Below are 15,263 nucleotides of genomic sequence, written 5' to 3'. Positions count from 1 at the left end.
ACCCCGGACCCCGACCTGGGGTTGTCCACCCCTGGACCCGGGGCCTGGGCAAGCCCTGGACGCGGGGCGACAGCGCGCGATGCGCGCTGTCGACAGGGAAGACGTTGCCACCAGGCAGGGCAGTGCTGCTGTCTCAACTGGCAAGGTCGTCGCGGGTCTTGCCACGGCCTGTTCGATGAACTGCGCATCGCGCAGTTCATCGACCCCGAGTCCAGCGCTTGCGCTGGTCCGGGGTGAAGGGGGCGGACAGCCCCCTTCTGGGGTGCGGGGCAAAGCCCCGCGCATCCCTGTGGAACACCCTCTCAGGCGGGCAGCACGCGCCGCGTGGCAGCGGCAGCGGCGCGCAGCCGCAGCACTTGCAGCGTGGCACCGACGAGAAACGCGACGAAGCTGACTCCGATCGGGCCCTGCAGAATGGGATCGTTCGGCCCTGAGGCCACCGGCGCGCCGACTGGCAGCCGGGTCAGGGTCTCCGTGAATGCCGGGACCAGATGGAAGAAGACCGTCGCGGAGTAGGCGACGGTCTCGACGTAGGGCGACGCCCGTCCGAACATCTTGGTCGCCTTCGCCGCCCAGGCGACGGCCAGCACCACCAGCGTGATGACGCCCAGAATGTGGGGCGGGCCGAACGTGCCATTGCGAAAGATCCCGAAGCCGGTGAGGCAGGTGAGGATCGTCGTGATCACGTACGTCTTCCCGCTCAGGGTTCGGGGCGAAATCTCCTTGTACCGAACCAATGCGATGATGGCGGCGCCCAGGGCGACCAGGCTGATCGCCGTATGAACGATGCCGAGCGTTGACAAACCGAGCATGGTTTCCTCGTTGTTCGTGTGCGGGCCAGACGCACCGTCAGAACGCCGAGGGCGCCACGTAGGGCTCGCTCCACAGCGTGATCTGCAGCGTCACGGCCTTGAACCACGCGGTGTACATGCCGTCGACGTCCGCGGCCGAATGACCCTTCTTGGACAGGAAGGGCTTGATCGTCGCCGTGATCGGGACGATGAAGGCGATCAGGTAGCGGAGATGAATGTGCGGCGCCGGCGATACGAGGCCGTCGGTCCGGTTCTTCTTCGCGCTCGTGTGACGCAGACCGATCTCGTGCTGATAATCGAGCCACGCGCGGTCGTAGTTCGCCGCGCACGTGTCGCGAATCCACTGGGCGAAGCGCTGGCGCACGGCGCCCAGATAGCGCGCGTCGGGTTTACCGTCGGCGCCGCTGAAGTAGTGCACGAGATGGGCGTTCGAGCCGACGAAGCCATACCAGACATCGAGGATGGCCTCGATCTGGTCGCTGAGCACCTCTCCTGCCATGCGCAGGTAGCGGACGTCGTCATCGCCGAGCAGGACGGTCTGCTTGAGCAGCGCAAATTCGGCGTCGGTGATGGGTGATGTGGCGACCTCCGGCGTGCCGAGGGTGTAGCCGGGGATCGAGGGTCGTGTCGTTTGCGTCATCTGCTCTTTCCGGTGGGTGATCAGGGGATACGCGCCGAGATGGATCCGCGGGAAGTCCCGCTTCAGCCGCTCGTCGGCGCGGACCCGGGTCGGCCTTCATCTGCGCGACGAAGTGAGGGGCGCGCGAAAAACCGTCATCGAGCGTGAGGAGGTGGGCAAGAACAGCTCTACGCCATCTTTCCCCTCGAACTGCTCTTGTTTCATCGGCATCCTATATGAACGGTATCGCCGATGGAGAAAACCCGACCAAGGTCGGGTGTAGCGTCATCCCCCCGACGCCCCCCGGGGGCTCGGCGAGAAGAACGAAGTAAAAGTTGGATATGAACCATGTCGGCGATCCCGGGCTTGCGCGGGGACACGTGCGACAATGGTCCCGCTCCGAGGACTCCCGAACGTCCGCGGTCCCCCGACGACCGAAGAATGGTAGGCTGCGGTATGACCTGCCGTTGTCGATGGCGCGTCGCCGTCACACTCGTCGTCGTGGCCGCTTGCGGGACGCCTCCTGTGACGAATGCCCCCCTCCCCGACGCTCCGCGCCCGACGAAAACGGCCGACGCGGCCGCCCATGACGCGCAGGCGCCCGCGCCCGACGACCCGCCCGAGCCCGCGCCACCCCCGTCCGCGCCAATCCTCACCGAAGAGGGTGTGAACGCGTGCGAAAGTGAATGCTCGAAGAAAAGCGCGCAATGTTCCGCCGGATGTGCGGACGGAGAGGAAGGCCGGGGATGCCTGCGCCGATGCGGTTGCGCCAGGATCAGTTGCGAGAATGCATGCGCTTCGCGTGGCGAGGCGGATTTTCGCTGCCACTGACCCGTCGTGCCGTGCTCGCCTTCCGAGCCGCTTGCTCACGGAAGGGTCGTCGGGGCGCGGGACGGCCGGGGTTTGCAGCCGTCGAGCGCGGAGGCGGGGACCCGGAAGCTCGCGCCCTCGGCGGCGGTGGTCTCCGGCGGGGGAGCTCCGAAGCCGTGGTCGGGGCCGCGCGGGGCGGCGATCCGCGCGAAGGGGGCGGCGCGCTCCATCACGCCGAGGACCGTGCCGGCGCGCACGTGGCCTACGGCGACGCGCTCGCCCGCGACCTCCGCGACGAGGGGCACATCCTGGCTGCAGACGAGCGATTCCACAGGCTTTTCCTCCGGAGGCAGCGCGCGCATGCGGCCCTCGGCGCCCGGCCGGCGACCTTCGGGCGGCTTCTCGAGGGCGGAGGAGGAGATCCAGCCGAAGACGGTCCCTCCGTCGAGCGACCACGCGATGCGGGTCGATTTGCCTTTCGTGTCGAGCACGCGGACGGAGCTCGACGAGCTCGACGGGCGGAGGCGCGCGACGGCCGTCCCTGCGGGCTCGACGGCGAGGTCGATGGGATCGCCTTCCCGGAGGAGCATGTACGTGTCCTTCTTCGTGGCGGCAGGCAGCGCGGCGTCGACGTCGGCCGCGGCGGGGTCGAGGGAGAGCTCCGCGCAGGTCGCGCGCTGCGCGGGCAGGCTCCCGACGAGCTCGACCTTCTTGTCGATCTCGGGCGCGACCTCGACGCCGGCCGACGAGGCGCTCACGACGCGCAATCGCGTGGGGACGAGAAAGCCGGCGATGACGCTCGCGCGGGCCGGGTGGAGGTCGAGGTCCGCGACGTCGGTGAAACCACGCAGCACGAGGAGCGGGTTCTCGATGCGCACGCCGAAGCTTTTGGCAGGCCCGTCGAGGAGCACGACCTCCCCCGAGCGTCCGTCGCCCGCCGAGCCGAAGAGGCCGGCCATGCCGCCGGCGCGTTTCTGCCCGACGATCGCGAATGCGCGGCCGCCTGGCGTGAACCGGAGGGTGAGGCCCTCACCGCGGAACCCCTTGGCGGCGATGCGACAAACGCCCTCCGGGAGCTCCACGGCGCGGGGTTTTTCCGCCTGCGCAGACGAAGCCGGCGCGGCCGCCGAGGGGCTCGTGGAAGAAGACGTCGACGCGGAAGGCGCGCGCGCGCTGTCGCAGCCGATGGCGGAAAGAAGGAATGCCGCGAGGAAAGCGGCAAGGGGGCGTCGAAAGGAAAGGGCCACGGGGGGCGTCATGACGTGACTTTACACAAGACCTGGACCGAAGGACCAGCCTCGACTGGGTACCTCGCTTGCAATGAGCCGACAGGGTGCACTTCCCACCCACACATCGCGTCGGCGCGTTCCTCGTCCTCTCGACAATCGCCGGCCTCGCGGGCTGCGGCAGCCGCGACCCAGGCCGCGCGGGGCCCGATCCCGCGGACCGCCGGGAATCCCTGGCGGCGGCGGACGTGACGTCGATCCACCTCGATCGCACCGCGTATGCCGAGCGTCTGCGGGCGATGTGGATCGGCGAATGCCTCGCGAACTGGACGGGGCTCCGGACCGAAGGCGTCCGCATCACGCACCCGTTTTTCACCGACGACGACTGGGGAAAACCTCTCGGCCGGGACGGGGCGCGGATCGATTTCGTCGTCCTCGATCCCTGGCAGGCCGACGACGACACCGACATCGAATACGTCTACCTGCACCTCATGACCAAGGCGCGCAGCATCCACCTCTCGCCCAGGCAGATCCGCGACGGCTGGCGCGCGCACGTGAACGATTTCATCTGGGTGTCGAACCGGAGAGCGCGGGCTCTCATGGAGCGCGGCCTCGTCCCGCCGGAAACGAGCGATCCGTCACGGAACCCCGACGCCTTGCAGATCGACGCGCAGCTCACGACCGAGCTGTTTGGCGCCCTCGCGCCCGGCATGCCCGAGCTCGCCCTGCGAATCGCGGATCTGCCCATCCGCACCACCGCCCGCGATCACGCGGCGCATGCGGCGCAATTCCACGTCCTCTTGTTTTCCCTCGCCGCCACCGTCGATCCGGACAAGCCGCGGCGCGAGGAGATCGTCCGGATCGTCCGCGAGGCCCGGCGGTACATCCCGGACACCTCGAAGGCCGCCGATGTCATCGATTTCGTGCTCTCCGCGTACCTCGCGGCGAACGACAAGGGCGATTGGGAGAGCACGCGCGACGCCATTGCGCGGCGTTACCAGGACGAGGCGTTGCTGCATGGCTTCGTGTATCGGGGCTTCACGGAGTCCGCGATCAACCTGGCCACGGGCCTGCTCGCGCTCCTGTTCGGCGAGGGGAACTTCGCGCGCACCGTGCAGATCGGCACCCTATCCGGATGGGATTCCGACAACGGCACGGCGACCATGGGCGCCCTCGTCGCGCTGCTCGGAGGTCTACCCGAGCTCCGCGCCGCGTTCCCGGACGAACGTTTCTCCGACCGTTACCGCATCCACCGCACCCGCCCCACCCTGCCCGACCGCCTGCCCGACGATCCCGACGCCGAGGATACCTTCACGGACATCGCGCGGCGGATGGTCGCTCTGGTGGATCTGGCCGTGAAGGAAGGAGGCGGCGAGGTGACGCCGACCGGATGGAAGATTCCCTGACGCTCAGGGCGAGGCGTGCGCCGCCTGGAACGCCTCGACGCGCCGGACGGCGTTTTTCCGGAGGTTCACGTAGTAGAGCTGATACTCGATGGGATGGTAGTTCTCGGGGCCCATCGTCCAGAGCAGGAGCCCGCTCGCGAAGTCGCGCGCGGGCATGCGGTCCAGTTGGCTGATCCACATGTTCCCGTCCTCCCGGCAGGCGGCGTCGGCGAACGCCGGCAGGACCGCGGGCGGCTCCGCGTCGAAGAAAACCGCGCCCTGGTTTTGCGACGCCGGCGCGGCCGCCCCGTCGGTCTTCCAGGTGAGTGGATTGACGCAGATGCGCGTGGCTGAGGGGGCATCCTTGAACTCGAGATCGTTGCGCTCGTAGTGGGGACCACGCGCGTTCCAGCCGACGACGCAGCCCCCTTGCTCCTCGGACGCGCAGACCGGGATGTCCTCGCCGATCGTCTGCCGGCTGATCGGGCCCCCGATCAGGTACGCCACGACGAGGTGTTTTCCGATGGGTTTGCCCCAGATCTTTTCCCGGAGCAGGCGCGCAGCGAGCACGGTGCCCTGGCTGTGCGACGCGAGGATGAACGGGCGCCCTTCGCCGCGCCGTTCGAGGAACGAGGCGAAGGCGGCGGCGACGTCGCCATACGCGAGATCGATGGCGCGATCGCCGTCCGGGCTCGGATGCACGAAGGCCTTGCCGCTGGCCTGACGGTACCGCGGCGCGTACACGGCGCAGCAAGCGTTGAACGCGCTCGCCTGGATGAGCGTCGCGCCGCGGGCCGTCGCTTTCACGACCGCGGGGTCGTCGATCGGCATGTTCCACTGGGTCCCCACGATCGTCGTCGGATGGACATAAAAGACGTCGGCCTTGGCGACGCCGGGCCCGAGGGCCGGGAGCTCGGGCAAGGAGACGTCGGCGTCGTCGTCGAGGGTGGGGAGCGCGGCCCAGGCGGAGGGCTCGGCGTAGTTCGGCGCGGCAGGCGCGGCGCTCGGCTCGAACGGGCCAGGGTCGAGGGCGACGTAGAGCCACCGGTCGAGGGTGAGAAACGAGATGACGAGGGAAACGGCGCAGAGGAGCGCCACGATCAAGAGGACCCTTCGCCAGCGCATGTGCACCCTCCGGCGCGGGGAACAGGAGAACCCTCTGCCTATTCCCTCGATCTACGGCTCGCGCGAGGCGGGCTTCAGCAGCGTGTAGAAACCGAACCCCAGCGTGTCGCGGCCCCAGGTCACGTACGCGTCGTGCCAGGCGCGGATGCGGGCGGCCATCGCGGGCGCATCCGGGTCGGCCGGGTTCGCGTCGACGTACCGCTCGATCGCGGCGCAGTAGCGGCCCTCGTATGCGTCCCACTCGTCGTCGCTCGCACACGCGGTCGCGAGCACGCGGAAGCCGGCCTCGCGGGCGACGCGCGTGTTGCCGGCGTGCGTAGTCATCTCGTCCTCGGTCGCCCCGCCGAGCGCTTCGAGGTAGCCGGGATCCGGCCGGCGGCGCCAGAACCCGTCGGCGAACAAAGCCACGCCGCCCGGGACGAGGTGCGCATGGGCCCAGCGCAACGCCTCGGCGAACGTGCCGATCGCCTGGCTCGAACCCATGCAGACGATCGCGTCGAAGCGCGCCGCATCGCCCACCGCCTTGGCGAGCGGCTGATCCACGAAACGCACGCGCGCCTCGACGCCGCGCCGCGCAGCCTCCGCCCGTGCCGAGGTGATGAACGTCGTGTTGAGATCGACGCCGAGCCCCGACACGGCAGAACGCTCCACGAGATCGAGCAAAAACCCCGCACGACCGCAGCCGATGTCGAGCACCTCGGCGCCTTCGCGGAGCGCGAGCCCGTCGATCAGCCACGCGGCCTTCTCGGGCGAGAGCGGGGAGAGGTAGCGGTGCGTCGCGTGGGCGATCGTCGTGAACTTGAGTCGATCGGGGGCGGTCATGGCTTCGGCTTCTTTACCCTTGGTCGAGGTCTACCGGCTGCGCGCGCTCCGGGCCCATCGCCGAATACCCGCCGTCGACCCGCAGATCCGTGCCCGTCATGAAGCTCGCCGCGTCGGAGAGCAGGAACGCCACCGCCTCGGCGACCTCGCTCGGATCCGCGATGCGCCCGAGCAGGTGAAAATGCTTCGCCACGGCCTCGATCTTGGCGCGGTCGTCGTTCGTCATCTGCTTCATCGGGTTGCTCCACGTCCACGCGGGCGAGATCGAGTTCACGCGGATGCCGTCGGGCGCGAGGTCCATCGCCTGGCTGCGCGTGAGCTGCAGGATCGCGGCCTTCGTGGCGGGATACACCCATCGCCCGGTCTGGGCGACGCTCCCCGAAAGCGAGCTGAAGTTCACGATCGCGCCCTTCGTCCGGGCGAGGTACGGCCGCGCCGCCTCGAGCAGCATGACCGAGCCGACGAGGTTCACGTCGAACGCGCGCAGCCAGTCGGCCCGGCTCGTCGCGGCCCCGTGATCGAGGTACGTGCACGCCAGGTTGACCAGGAAATCTAGCCTTTCGTAACGTGACGCGACGCCGCTCACGAGCGCCGCGATGTCCTCGTCACGCGTGACGTCGGTCCGGACGAAGGATGCCGCCTCGCCGATCCGCGCGACCGCCGCGGCGCCGCCTTCCTCGTCGATGTCGGCGATCACCACGCGCGCGCCGTACGACACGAGCGCCTTCGCGCACGCCTCGCCGATGAGCGTCGCGCCCCCCGAGAGGATCGCAACCTTGCCGGCCAAACCCTTCATCGAAATCTCCTCCGCACGGCTGTGCCGCGCCCACGTGTGTCAAGCAGGAAGCACGTCGCCGCATCTGCCCGATGCGGCTTGCGCTCCTCGTATCCTCCGCCGACAATCGGCGCGCTCACGCCTTTCGCCTCGGAGGCACCATGACGACGAAGCCCGAAAGCAAGGACAAGGTCTATCAATCCGCCGACTTCGACAAGACGCCGCCGCGCCCGCGCGTCGTCATGCCGGACAAGCTGATCCACCGTCAGGTCGAGGGCGACGGGCAACGCGACGAGTATTCCAAGGAGCGCAAGCACCCGGTCTTCTTCGTCGATCTGCCCTCGAAGTGCATCAGCATGACGATCGGCCACCTCGACCCGGGGCAGTCCTCGAACCGGCACCGCCACACCTACGAGACGATCCTCTACGTCCTCGAAGGCGAAGGCTACTCGGTCGTCCACGACCAGAAGATCGAGTGGAAGGCGGGCGACGCCGTCTACATCCCGGTCTGGGCCTGGCACAACCACGTCAACACGAGCGCGACGGGTATCGCCCGCTACCTCGCCTGCGAGAACGCGCCGATCCTCCAGAATCTCGGCGGCGTTGCGCTCCGCGAGGAGCTGCCCGAGAAGGGCATGAAAGACCCCGCGTGAACGCCCCTCCCCACGCCGACGCGCCCGCGTAGTACGCTGGCCAGATGCCACGCGCACGCCTCCTCCTTCACCGCTGTCTTCCTGTCCTCGCGCTCGTCGCGCTCACCGCGGCCGGCTGCGCGAAGGACGAGCCGAACCCGAACGCCGCTCCCGTCTCCTCATCGCTCGCCCCCGCGAAGCCGCAGACCGACGCGGGCAAACCGTACGCGGTCGAAGCACAAGGTACGAAGGTGAACTTCACGATGGATGCGCCCATCGAGAAGATCTTCGGCGAGGCGGACGGCTCGCTCTCCGGGGAACTCTTCGTCGATCCGGAGGACGTGACGCGATCGACGGGGCTCGTGAAGATCGACCTCGAAAAACTCGTGATCTACCAGCAGAAGCGCGCCGACGAGAAGGCGGAGTTCGGCGAGCGCACGAAGAGCGATCTGCAGAACGAGCACGCGCGCAACTGGCTCGGCATCGGCAAGGACGTCCCCGAGGCGGATCGGACGAAGCACCGCTACATCGAGTTCAAGATCTCGAAGATCGAGACGGCAGGGCCGAAGGGCATCGCGGCCCTCACGGGCCCCGAGCGCAAGGTGTCGCTCGACGTGACGGGCGATTTCCGGCTGCACGAGCGCACGGTGCAGAAGAAGGCGGCGCTCGAGGTCACGTTCGTGATGGAGGGCGACAAGGTGGCAGCCGTCCGCGTGAAGTCGACGAAGCCGATCGCCGTGAACCTCGAGGAGCACGACGTGCGCCCGCGCGACACGCTCGGCGCGATCCTGCAGAAGACCGCCGACGAGCTGGCGACGCTCGGCAAGAAGGTCTCGAAGGACGCGATGGTGTCGTTCGAGCTCCAGGCGAAGCCGAAGTGACGTGATGGGCGCGCCGGGAGCGAAGCGGGGGGATCGCATCGTGGGTGTGGATACGCACGTCCTGCTCGTGCCCTCGCCCGGCGGGCCCGTGCCGACGCCGACACCGATGCCGTTCGGGGGAACGCTCGACAAGGACCTCGCGTCGAGCGTCTTCCTCGAGGATCAGCCGGCCGCGATGGTGGGCTCGGGGGCCTCGAACGCGCCTCCCCACGTGCCCGCGGCCGGCCCTTTCCAGAAGACACCTTCGAACGAGGGGGCCGTGGAGCAGGGCAGCGGCTCGGTCTTCATCGAGGACCGCCCCGCCGCCCGCGTGGGGGACCCGGCGACGACGTGTAACGATCCCGCCGATGCGCCGAATGGCATGGTGGTCGGCGGCGGCACGGTGCTGATCGGGGACTAGCGCGACGCGCGCGCGCGGGCGTTGGTTCGCGCGCGGGGCTGTGATATCCGTCTTGTGCGTCCGAGCGAAGGCTTTCCTCTCGTGCGTGCGAGAGCGCGCTCCCTCGGCGGACGAACAGGGTCGCGATGAGCTACGTCGTCAAATCGGGGGATACGCTCGGTGCGATCGCCAGCCGTAACAACACGACGGTGCAGGCGATCATGGCGCAAAACCCGCAGATCAAGAATCCGAACGCGATCTCGGTGGGCCAGAAGATCACGCTCCCGGGCAATGGAGGCGGTGGCGCCATCCCCTCCCCCGCGTCGCCGAGCACGTACACCGTGCGCTCGGGCGACACGCTGGGCGCGATCGCGAACCGGAACGGCACGACGGTCGACGAGATCATGCGGGCCAACCCGCAGATCAAGAACCCGAACCAGATCTCGCCGGGCCAAGAGATCAAGCTGCCGGGGCAATCGAACGGAGGCGGAACGCCGCAGCCGCAGCCGAAGCCGCAGCAGCCGCAGCAGCCGCAGCAACAGCAGCCGCAAACCCCGGCGGAAGGTGGGAATTCGTCGCTCGGCACGCCGCCCGCGACGGGTCCGTGGGAGCTGCCCGTGCGCGGACCCGCGCGCAGGCTCGCCGCCGGCGACTTCGACGCGGCCGCGCGCGAGCTTCAGTGCGAGGCAGCCGCGGTGCGCGCCGTGGCCGAGGTCGAGTCGGGCGGACGAACTGGCTTCGACGATCAGAAGCGCCCGAAGATCCTCTTCGAGATCCACCACTTCAAGCGGCTCACGGGAGGCCGCTACGATCGCAGCCACCCGCACCTCTCGGCGCCGTACAAGAGCCCGCTCCGGCGCGCGAGCTACAAGAAGGATCAGTGGGCCGTGATCCGCGAGGCCTTCGCGCTCGATCCGGATGCGGCGGTGAAGAGCGCCTCCTGGGGCATGTTCCAGGTGATGGGCTTCAACCACGAGCTCGTCGGCTGGAAGAGCGTCCGGCAGTTCGTCTACGACATGTACGAGTCCGAGGCGCAGCACATGCGCGCCTTCCTCGGCTTCTGCCGCGGCAACAACCTCGTGCGGTACATCCGCAGCAAGAACTGGGCTTCGTTCGCGCGCGGCTACAACGGCGAGGACTACGCGTCGAACAACTACCACACGAAGATGGCGAACGCCTACGCGCGCTACAGCCGCGGCTAGAGCGCCACTTCCTCACATGGATATCGTCTCGTATTGCCCGCTCCGGGTCGCCGCGCGGCCGTTCGTCACGGCCGATCGCAGGCACGCGTTGCTCGTCGTCTGCAAAGCGACGTACCTCCTCACCCCGGGCACATCGGTCCTCCACGAGTCCCAGGAGGACGTGAACGAGGAGGACAATTTCTGGGACGACGATCCGCGACTGAGCGTCTATTCGCCCTGCGATCTCGTTCCCCACAAGCGCGGCGCCGACGTGGTGCTCGTGGGCCACGCGTTCGCGCCGAACGACGTACCCGTGCGATCGATCCTCACGCGTCTCTGCGTGGGCGAGCTCGACAAGGCGATCGAGGTCTTCGCCGATCGGCACGTGACGCCGTCGGGAGAGCTGCGCGAAGGCCCGCGCGTGACACGTGTTCGCCTGCGCTACGAGCGCGCCGCGGGCGGGCCCGGGACGACGAACCCGGTGGGCATGCGGCACGATCAGAGAGACACGTTCGGCGCGATCAAGCTGCCGAACCTGCAGCCGCCGGGGCGGCACGTGACGGGGCCTTCGGATCTCGTGGAGCCCATCGGATACGGCCCGATCGCGGCGTCATGGCCTTCCCGCGAGGCGCGCCTCGGCCACCTCGCCGGGCGGTTTTCCCTCGCGCGCTGGCACGAGGCGCCGCTGCCCGAGGGGCTCGATCCGCTGTTCTTCAACGTCGCCCCGCACGATCAAGAGATCCCGGAGATCCGCCCGGACGAACGCATCGTGCTCGAAGGTCTGCACCACGAGCACGCGCGGCTCGTGACGAACCTGCCGGGGTTGCGGCCCGAGGTCGTGATGGAGCGAGCGCCTGGCCTCCGCGAGGAGATCACGCTGACGGCCGACACGTTGTGGTTCGACACGACGCGCGGCATCTGCACGCTGGTCTGGCGCGGGCGCGCGGCGCTCGTGCATCCGGCCGAGGCCGGGCGCGTGATGGTCACGATGGTGGGTCCGGGCTGGGCGAGCACGCGCGCGGCGCTCGTGTTCCAGGGGCTCCACGACATCGCAATCGCGCCCGACGATCCCGATGGTTCGGTCACGAGCGCGGCGTCCGTGCCCTCGCGGCCGCACCCGATCATGCCCTTCACGACGAACGCGGTGCACGCGCCGCCGCCGCGCGAGTCAGGCGTGTTCCCGATGGATCCGGATTTCGATGACGAGGTGACGTTCGTCGGTCTGGATACGCCGGCTGCCGATCCGCTGCCGTTCGCGCGTCCGCGCACGCAAGCGCCACCCGCGCCCCCGGCCGCCCCGTCGCCGCTGCCGTTCGCGCCGCCGCCTCCCGCGCCCGTGCCTTTCCAGGCGCGGGATCTGCCGTTCTTCTCGCCGCTCGCGCCTCCCCCGGTTCCGCCGTCTCCCCATGGTGGGGGGCTCCGGTCGGCCCACGAGGTGGGCCTTCCTCTGCCCCCCACGCCCCCCGCGCCCGCGCAGGTACGGCCTCCCTCGCGGCACGATCTGCCGTTCGTCGCGCCACCGCTCCCGCCCGCGCCGCCTGTCGTGCCTCCCGCGCCGCCCACGCCGCCGCCGATCGTGCCGCGCCTTGGCATCGCGCCGCTGGGAACGCCTCCGCTCGTCGCGCCTGCGCCGGTGCCGCCCGCGCCCGTCCCTCCGCCGGTCGACCTGGACGAACCCGAACCGGAGACCGTCGACGCGCCCGCGATGATCGGCCCGCTGGCGACCGCGGAGATGGCCGCGCGCGTGGCCCCGCCGCTCCCTCCGCCGCCCGAGCCGCTGCCGCCGGACTCGCCTGCGCCGGAGGCCGCGAAAGCCCCGGCCGCGCCCGCGCTCCCGCTCGACGACTACCCCATCGAGCGATGCGCGAAGATCACCGCATCGATCGCGCGCCGCCGTGACGAACGCGCCGAGATCCTGGAAGCCGAAGAGCTCGATCTCGCCCGCTACACGGACCTCGAACGGCACTGGGCCGAGGCCATCCGCGCCGAGTCCGAGCGCGGCAAGACGCGCCTGCTCCGGGCCTTCGACGCCGCCTACGTCGCGCGCCTCGAAGAAGAGCGCGGCCCCATCACCCCGGCCGAGTACGCGCGCCTGGTCGTCGCCTCCGAGCGCGGTCACGCCGAGCGCACCCTGGCCGAACTCGGCTTGCCGCGTGCGTCCATGCTTCGCATCGAGCGCGAGATGCTCGCGCGGACGGCCGCGGATCCGGCCCTCGGCGAGCGAATCCGCCACGCGATCGGAGCCGAGCGAGCCGACTGAGGTCCCGCCCGCGAGGCTCGATACGCACTCTGTTCGTCGAGGTCTCGCCCACGCAACGCGATCCGGTGTACGCTTGCCCCGCGAGCTCGTTCGTCGGCTCGTGGATCGGCCGCATGTCCGCACCTCCCAGGCCCAGCTCCCCGGCGGTAGCTCCCGCCGCTCCGGCGCCTCTGCGCGCTTCGAGCAGCGGGGCGCCCGCGCCCGCCGAGCCTGCCGCGGCAGCGCCCGAGCCCGAGTGGGAGGTCGAGCTCGGCGCGACGCTCGCAGGCGGATTCTCCGCGCCTCCCGTCCCGGAACCACCGCCCGCTGCCGCGCCTGCCGCCGCTGCTACGCCCGCGCCCGCGCCCGCTGCCGCGCCCGCTCGCGCTTCCACTCCCACTCCCGCTCCCGTTTCCGCGAACCCCCCGTCTCTGCCGCGCCCGAACCGCACGTCGGCCCCGGGGCTCCCCTTCATCGCGCCTCCGCCTCCGCCGCCGCCCGCGGCCGTCGCGAGCGGGCGGAGTTCGTCGCCGGGCATGGGTGCGCCGAGCATGAGCGGCGAGCTCCGTCGTTCGTCGTCGCCGAGTTTTCCAGGGGCTCCGCCGCAAGGCCCGGATGCGTTGCGCCGCTCCGGTTCGAGTTTGCCCGCGGTCGTCCCACCTGGTCACGATCTCCGTCGCTCCTCCTCGGGCCTCGCCGCCGTCACGCCGAACATGCTCGAACCGCAGCGTCGCTCCTCGCCGGGCCTGGGCCCGCAAGGCGACAGCGCGTTCGTCGATCCCGAGCGATCCGGCTCCACGCCCATCGCGTACGCGCCCGGCGACCTCATCGGCGGCAAGTACCAGCTCCAGCGCGTGCTCGGCCAGGGCGGCATGGGCGCCGTGTGGGTCGCGCGAAACCTGAGCCTCGACGCCGACGTCGCGCTCAAGCTCATCCGCCGCGATCGCGCCACCGAAGAGGCCGCCGCGCGCCTGCTGACGGAGGCGCGTGCCGCCGCGAAGCTCGGCCATCCCGGCATCGTGCGCGTCTTCGACTTCGGACAAACCGAGGTCGGGGATCCCTACCTCGTGATGGAGCTGCTCACGGGCGAGTCGCTCTCCGCCATCCTCGCGCGCAAGAAGCGGCTCGATCCAGGCGTCGCGCTCCAGACGCTCCTGCCCGTCGCCGCCGCGCTCGCGGCCGCGCATCTGAAGGGCATCGTTCACCGAGATCTCAAGCCCGACAACGTCATGCTGACGACGGACGAGTCGGGGAAGATCGTGCCCAAGCTCCTCGACTTCGGCATCGCGCGCGTGCTGCGCAACGACGTCGAGCGGCACGTCACGATCGCCGGTGAGGTCCTCGGAAGCCCCGACTACATGTCCCCCGAGCAGGCCCGCGGCGAGGCGAACATCGATCACCGCACCGACGTCTGGACCTACTCGGTCCTGCTCTACGAGACGATCACCGGCCGCCGTCCGTTCGACGCGCCGAACTACAACGCGCTCATCGCAGCCATCGTGGCGAACACGCCGATGCCCACGCACGCCTTCGGCACGGGCGACGCCGCGCTCTGGGCGATCATCGAGCGAGGCCTGGCCAAGGAGCGCGGGGCACGCTGGCAGTCGCTGCGCGACATGGGCGTCGCGCTCGCAGGCTGGGCCCTCGAGCGCGGAAACCAGCAGGACATCTCGGGTTTGTCTCTCCAGTCCGAGTGGCTCGCCCCGAAGATGCGCCGCCTGCTCACGGTGCAGCCGGCGGACGTCGCAGGTTTCGCCGCCGCGCGCGCCGCCGCCCTCGCGACCGCGCCGCCCGTCGCGCCGCCACCCGTCACCCCTTCCGCGCCAGCCCTCGCGCTGCCAGGCGTCGCACGCGACGCAAACGACGCCGCAGAGTGGAAGAACCAGCGCGGCGGCTCGAACCGGAAGGTGATGTTCGCCGTCGGCGTGGTCGTGGTACTCGTCGCAGCGTTCTTCCTGGTGCGCGCGCTCCTCCCGGATCCCGCCACGCCGCCAGGCGTGCCGGCCGCGCAGACCGAGGCGCAACCCGCGCCGCTCCCCGCGCCCACACCAACGCCGACGCCGTCGTCCACGTCCGTCGCGACGGACGTGCCGCAGGCGCGGCCCACCACGACCGCGACGGCGAAGACGACGCCCACGCCCGTGCGCACGACGCAGACGCAGAAGAAAGCGCCTCCCGTCCCGAAGAACATCCAGTTCTGAGGAGGGTGTTCTTCACAGCGTCGCGCCGGGGTTTCACCCCGGACCCCGACCAGGGGTTGTCCACCCCTGGACCCGGACCAGGGCAAGCCCTGGACGCGGGGCGACAGCGCGCGATGCGCGCTGTCGACAGGGAAGACGTCGCTACGAGATACGGCAGCGCTGCTGTCTTGGTTGGC

13 protein-coding genes are annotated in these 15,263 nt (G+C 69.9%); 7 read left to right on the top strand and 6 right to left on the bottom strand.

Annotated features, from left to right (window positions below):
* Positions 1–302: 302 nt before the first annotated feature.
* From KEG38_RS53730 to KEG38_RS53720, 3 genes are all read right to left on the bottom strand, one after another.
* Complete coding sequence (locus KEG38_RS53730) at positions 303–812, bottom strand: DUF2306 domain-containing protein (RefSeq protein ID WP_272428891.1); 510 nt, start codon at positions 810–812, stop codon at positions 303–305.
* 37 nt (positions 813–849) lie between these two features.
* Complete coding sequence (locus KEG38_RS53725; protein WP_272428889.1) at positions 850–1,452, bottom strand: protoglobin domain-containing protein; 603 nt, start codon at positions 1,450–1,452, stop codon at positions 850–852.
* Between the two features lie 845 nt (positions 1,453–2,297).
* A complete protein-coding gene (locus KEG38_RS53720) occupies positions 2,298–3,500 on the bottom strand; it encodes a hypothetical protein (protein WP_272428887.1) in 1,203 nt (400 codons plus the stop codon).
* A gap of 74 nt (positions 3,501–3,574) precedes the next feature.
* On the opposite strand from KEG38_RS53720, the gene KEG38_RS53715 reads away from it, so the two are divergent.
* Positions 3,575–4,873 (top strand): ADP-ribosylglycohydrolase family protein, encoded by a 1,299-nt coding sequence (locus KEG38_RS53715; protein ID WP_272428885.1) that lies wholly within the window; start codon positions 3,575–3,577, stop codon positions 4,871–4,873.
* Between the two features lie 3 nt (positions 4,874–4,876).
* Here the strand turns inward: KEG38_RS53715 and KEG38_RS53710 are convergent, their stop codons facing one another.
* Genes KEG38_RS53710 through KEG38_RS53700 form a run of 3 tightly spaced genes read right to left on the bottom strand, consistent with a single transcriptional unit; the run spans position 4,877 to position 7,595 of the window.
* Positions 4,877–5,977, bottom strand: coding sequence for a DUF3089 domain-containing protein (locus tag KEG38_RS53710; RefSeq protein ID WP_272428884.1), 1,101 nt, complete (start codon positions 5,975–5,977; stop codon positions 4,877–4,879).
* A gap of 51 nt (positions 5,978–6,028) precedes the next feature.
* Entirely contained in the window at positions 6,029–6,799 is a 771-nt protein-coding gene (locus tag KEG38_RS53705; protein WP_272428883.1) for an SAM-dependent methyltransferase, read from the bottom strand.
* A 13-nt stretch (positions 6,800–6,812) separates the two neighbouring features.
* Positions 6,813–7,595: an SDR family oxidoreductase gene (locus KEG38_RS53700; protein ID WP_272428881.1), complete on the bottom strand. Its 783-nt coding sequence runs from the start codon at positions 7,593–7,595 to the stop codon at positions 6,813–6,815.
* Between the two features lie 140 nt (positions 7,596–7,735).
* Between KEG38_RS53700 and KEG38_RS53695 the strand changes: the two genes are divergently transcribed.
* The 6 genes from KEG38_RS53695 to KEG38_RS53670 all read left to right on the top strand — a co-directional run bounded on the left by KEG38_RS53695 (position 7,736) and on the right by KEG38_RS53670 (position 15,087).
* Positions 7,736–8,227, top strand: a complete 492-nt coding sequence (locus KEG38_RS53695) for a cupin domain-containing protein (protein WP_272428879.1) — start codon at positions 7,736–7,738, stop codon at positions 8,225–8,227.
* Positions 8,228–8,271: 44 nt separating this feature from the next.
* On the top strand, positions 8,272–9,087 hold the full coding sequence (locus tag KEG38_RS53690) for a YceI family protein (RefSeq protein ID WP_272428878.1): 816 nt from the start codon (positions 8,272–8,274) through the stop codon (positions 9,085–9,087).
* 4 nt (positions 9,088–9,091) lie between these two features.
* Complete coding sequence (locus KEG38_RS53685) at positions 9,092–9,487, top strand: PAAR domain-containing protein (protein WP_272428876.1); 396 nt, start codon at positions 9,092–9,094, stop codon at positions 9,485–9,487.
* Positions 9,488–9,612: 125 nt separating this feature from the next.
* Positions 9,613–10,668, top strand: coding sequence for an N-acetylmuramidase domain-containing protein (locus tag KEG38_RS53680; RefSeq protein ID WP_272428874.1), 1,056 nt, complete (start codon positions 9,613–9,615; stop codon positions 10,666–10,668).
* A 16-nt stretch (positions 10,669–10,684) separates the two neighbouring features.
* The gene (locus KEG38_RS53675; RefSeq protein WP_272428872.1) at positions 10,685–12,907 is read left to right on the top strand and encodes a DUF2169 family type VI secretion system accessory protein; all 2,223 of its coding nucleotides are present in this window, start codon (positions 10,685–10,687) and stop codon (positions 12,905–12,907) included.
* Between the two features lie 113 nt (positions 12,908–13,020).
* A complete protein-coding gene (locus KEG38_RS53670; protein ID WP_272428871.1) occupies positions 13,021–15,087 on the top strand; it encodes a serine/threonine-protein kinase in 2,067 nt (688 codons plus the stop codon).
* Positions 15,088–15,263 lie beyond the last annotated feature (176 nt).

The sequence above is a fragment of the Polyangium jinanense genome, from assembly GCF_028435265.1.
Taxonomy (GTDB): Bacteria; Myxococcota_A; Polyangia; order Polyangiales; family Polyangiaceae; genus Polyangium; species Polyangium jinanense.
The sequence above is the reverse complement of the archived record's forward strand: the minus strand, read 5'-3'. Positions and strand labels throughout refer to the sequence as shown.

Coding starts and splice junctions, on each gene's coding strand:
- KEG38_RS53730 (WP_272428891.1), bottom strand. CDS start 812: ATGCTCGGTTTGTCAACGCTCGGCATCGTTCATACGGCGATCAGCCTG.
- KEG38_RS53725 (WP_272428889.1), bottom strand. CDS start 1,452: ATGACGCAAACGACACGACCCTCGATCCCCGGCTACACCCTCGGCACG.
- KEG38_RS53720 (WP_272428887.1), bottom strand. CDS start 3,500: ATGACGCCCCCCGTGGCCCTTTCCTTTCGACGCCCCCTTGCCGCTTTC.
- KEG38_RS53710 (WP_272428884.1), bottom strand. CDS start 5,977: ATGCGCTGGCGAAGGGTCCTCTTGATCGTGGCGCTCCTCTGCGCCGTT.
- KEG38_RS53705 (WP_272428883.1), bottom strand. CDS start 6,799: ATGACCGCCCCCGATCGACTCAAGTTCACGACGATCGCCCACGCGACG.
- KEG38_RS53700 (WP_272428881.1), bottom strand. CDS start 7,595: ATGAAGGGTTTGGCCGGCAAGGTTGCGATCCTCTCGGGGGGCGCGACG.
- KEG38_RS53695 (WP_272428879.1), top strand. CDS start 7,736: ATGACGACGAAGCCCGAAAGCAAGGACAAGGTCTATCAATCCGCCGAC.
- KEG38_RS53690 (WP_272428878.1), top strand. CDS start 8,272: ATGCCACGCGCACGCCTCCTCCTTCACCGCTGTCTTCCTGTCCTCGCG.
- KEG38_RS53685 (WP_272428876.1), top strand. CDS start 9,092: ATGGGCGCGCCGGGAGCGAAGCGGGGGGATCGCATCGTGGGTGTGGAT.
- KEG38_RS53680 (WP_272428874.1), top strand. CDS start 9,613: ATGAGCTACGTCGTCAAATCGGGGGATACGCTCGGTGCGATCGCCAGC.
- KEG38_RS53675 (WP_272428872.1), top strand. CDS start 10,685: ATGGATATCGTCTCGTATTGCCCGCTCCGGGTCGCCGCGCGGCCGTTC.
- KEG38_RS53670 (WP_272428871.1), top strand. CDS start 13,021: ATGTCCGCACCTCCCAGGCCCAGCTCCCCGGCGGTAGCTCCCGCCGCT.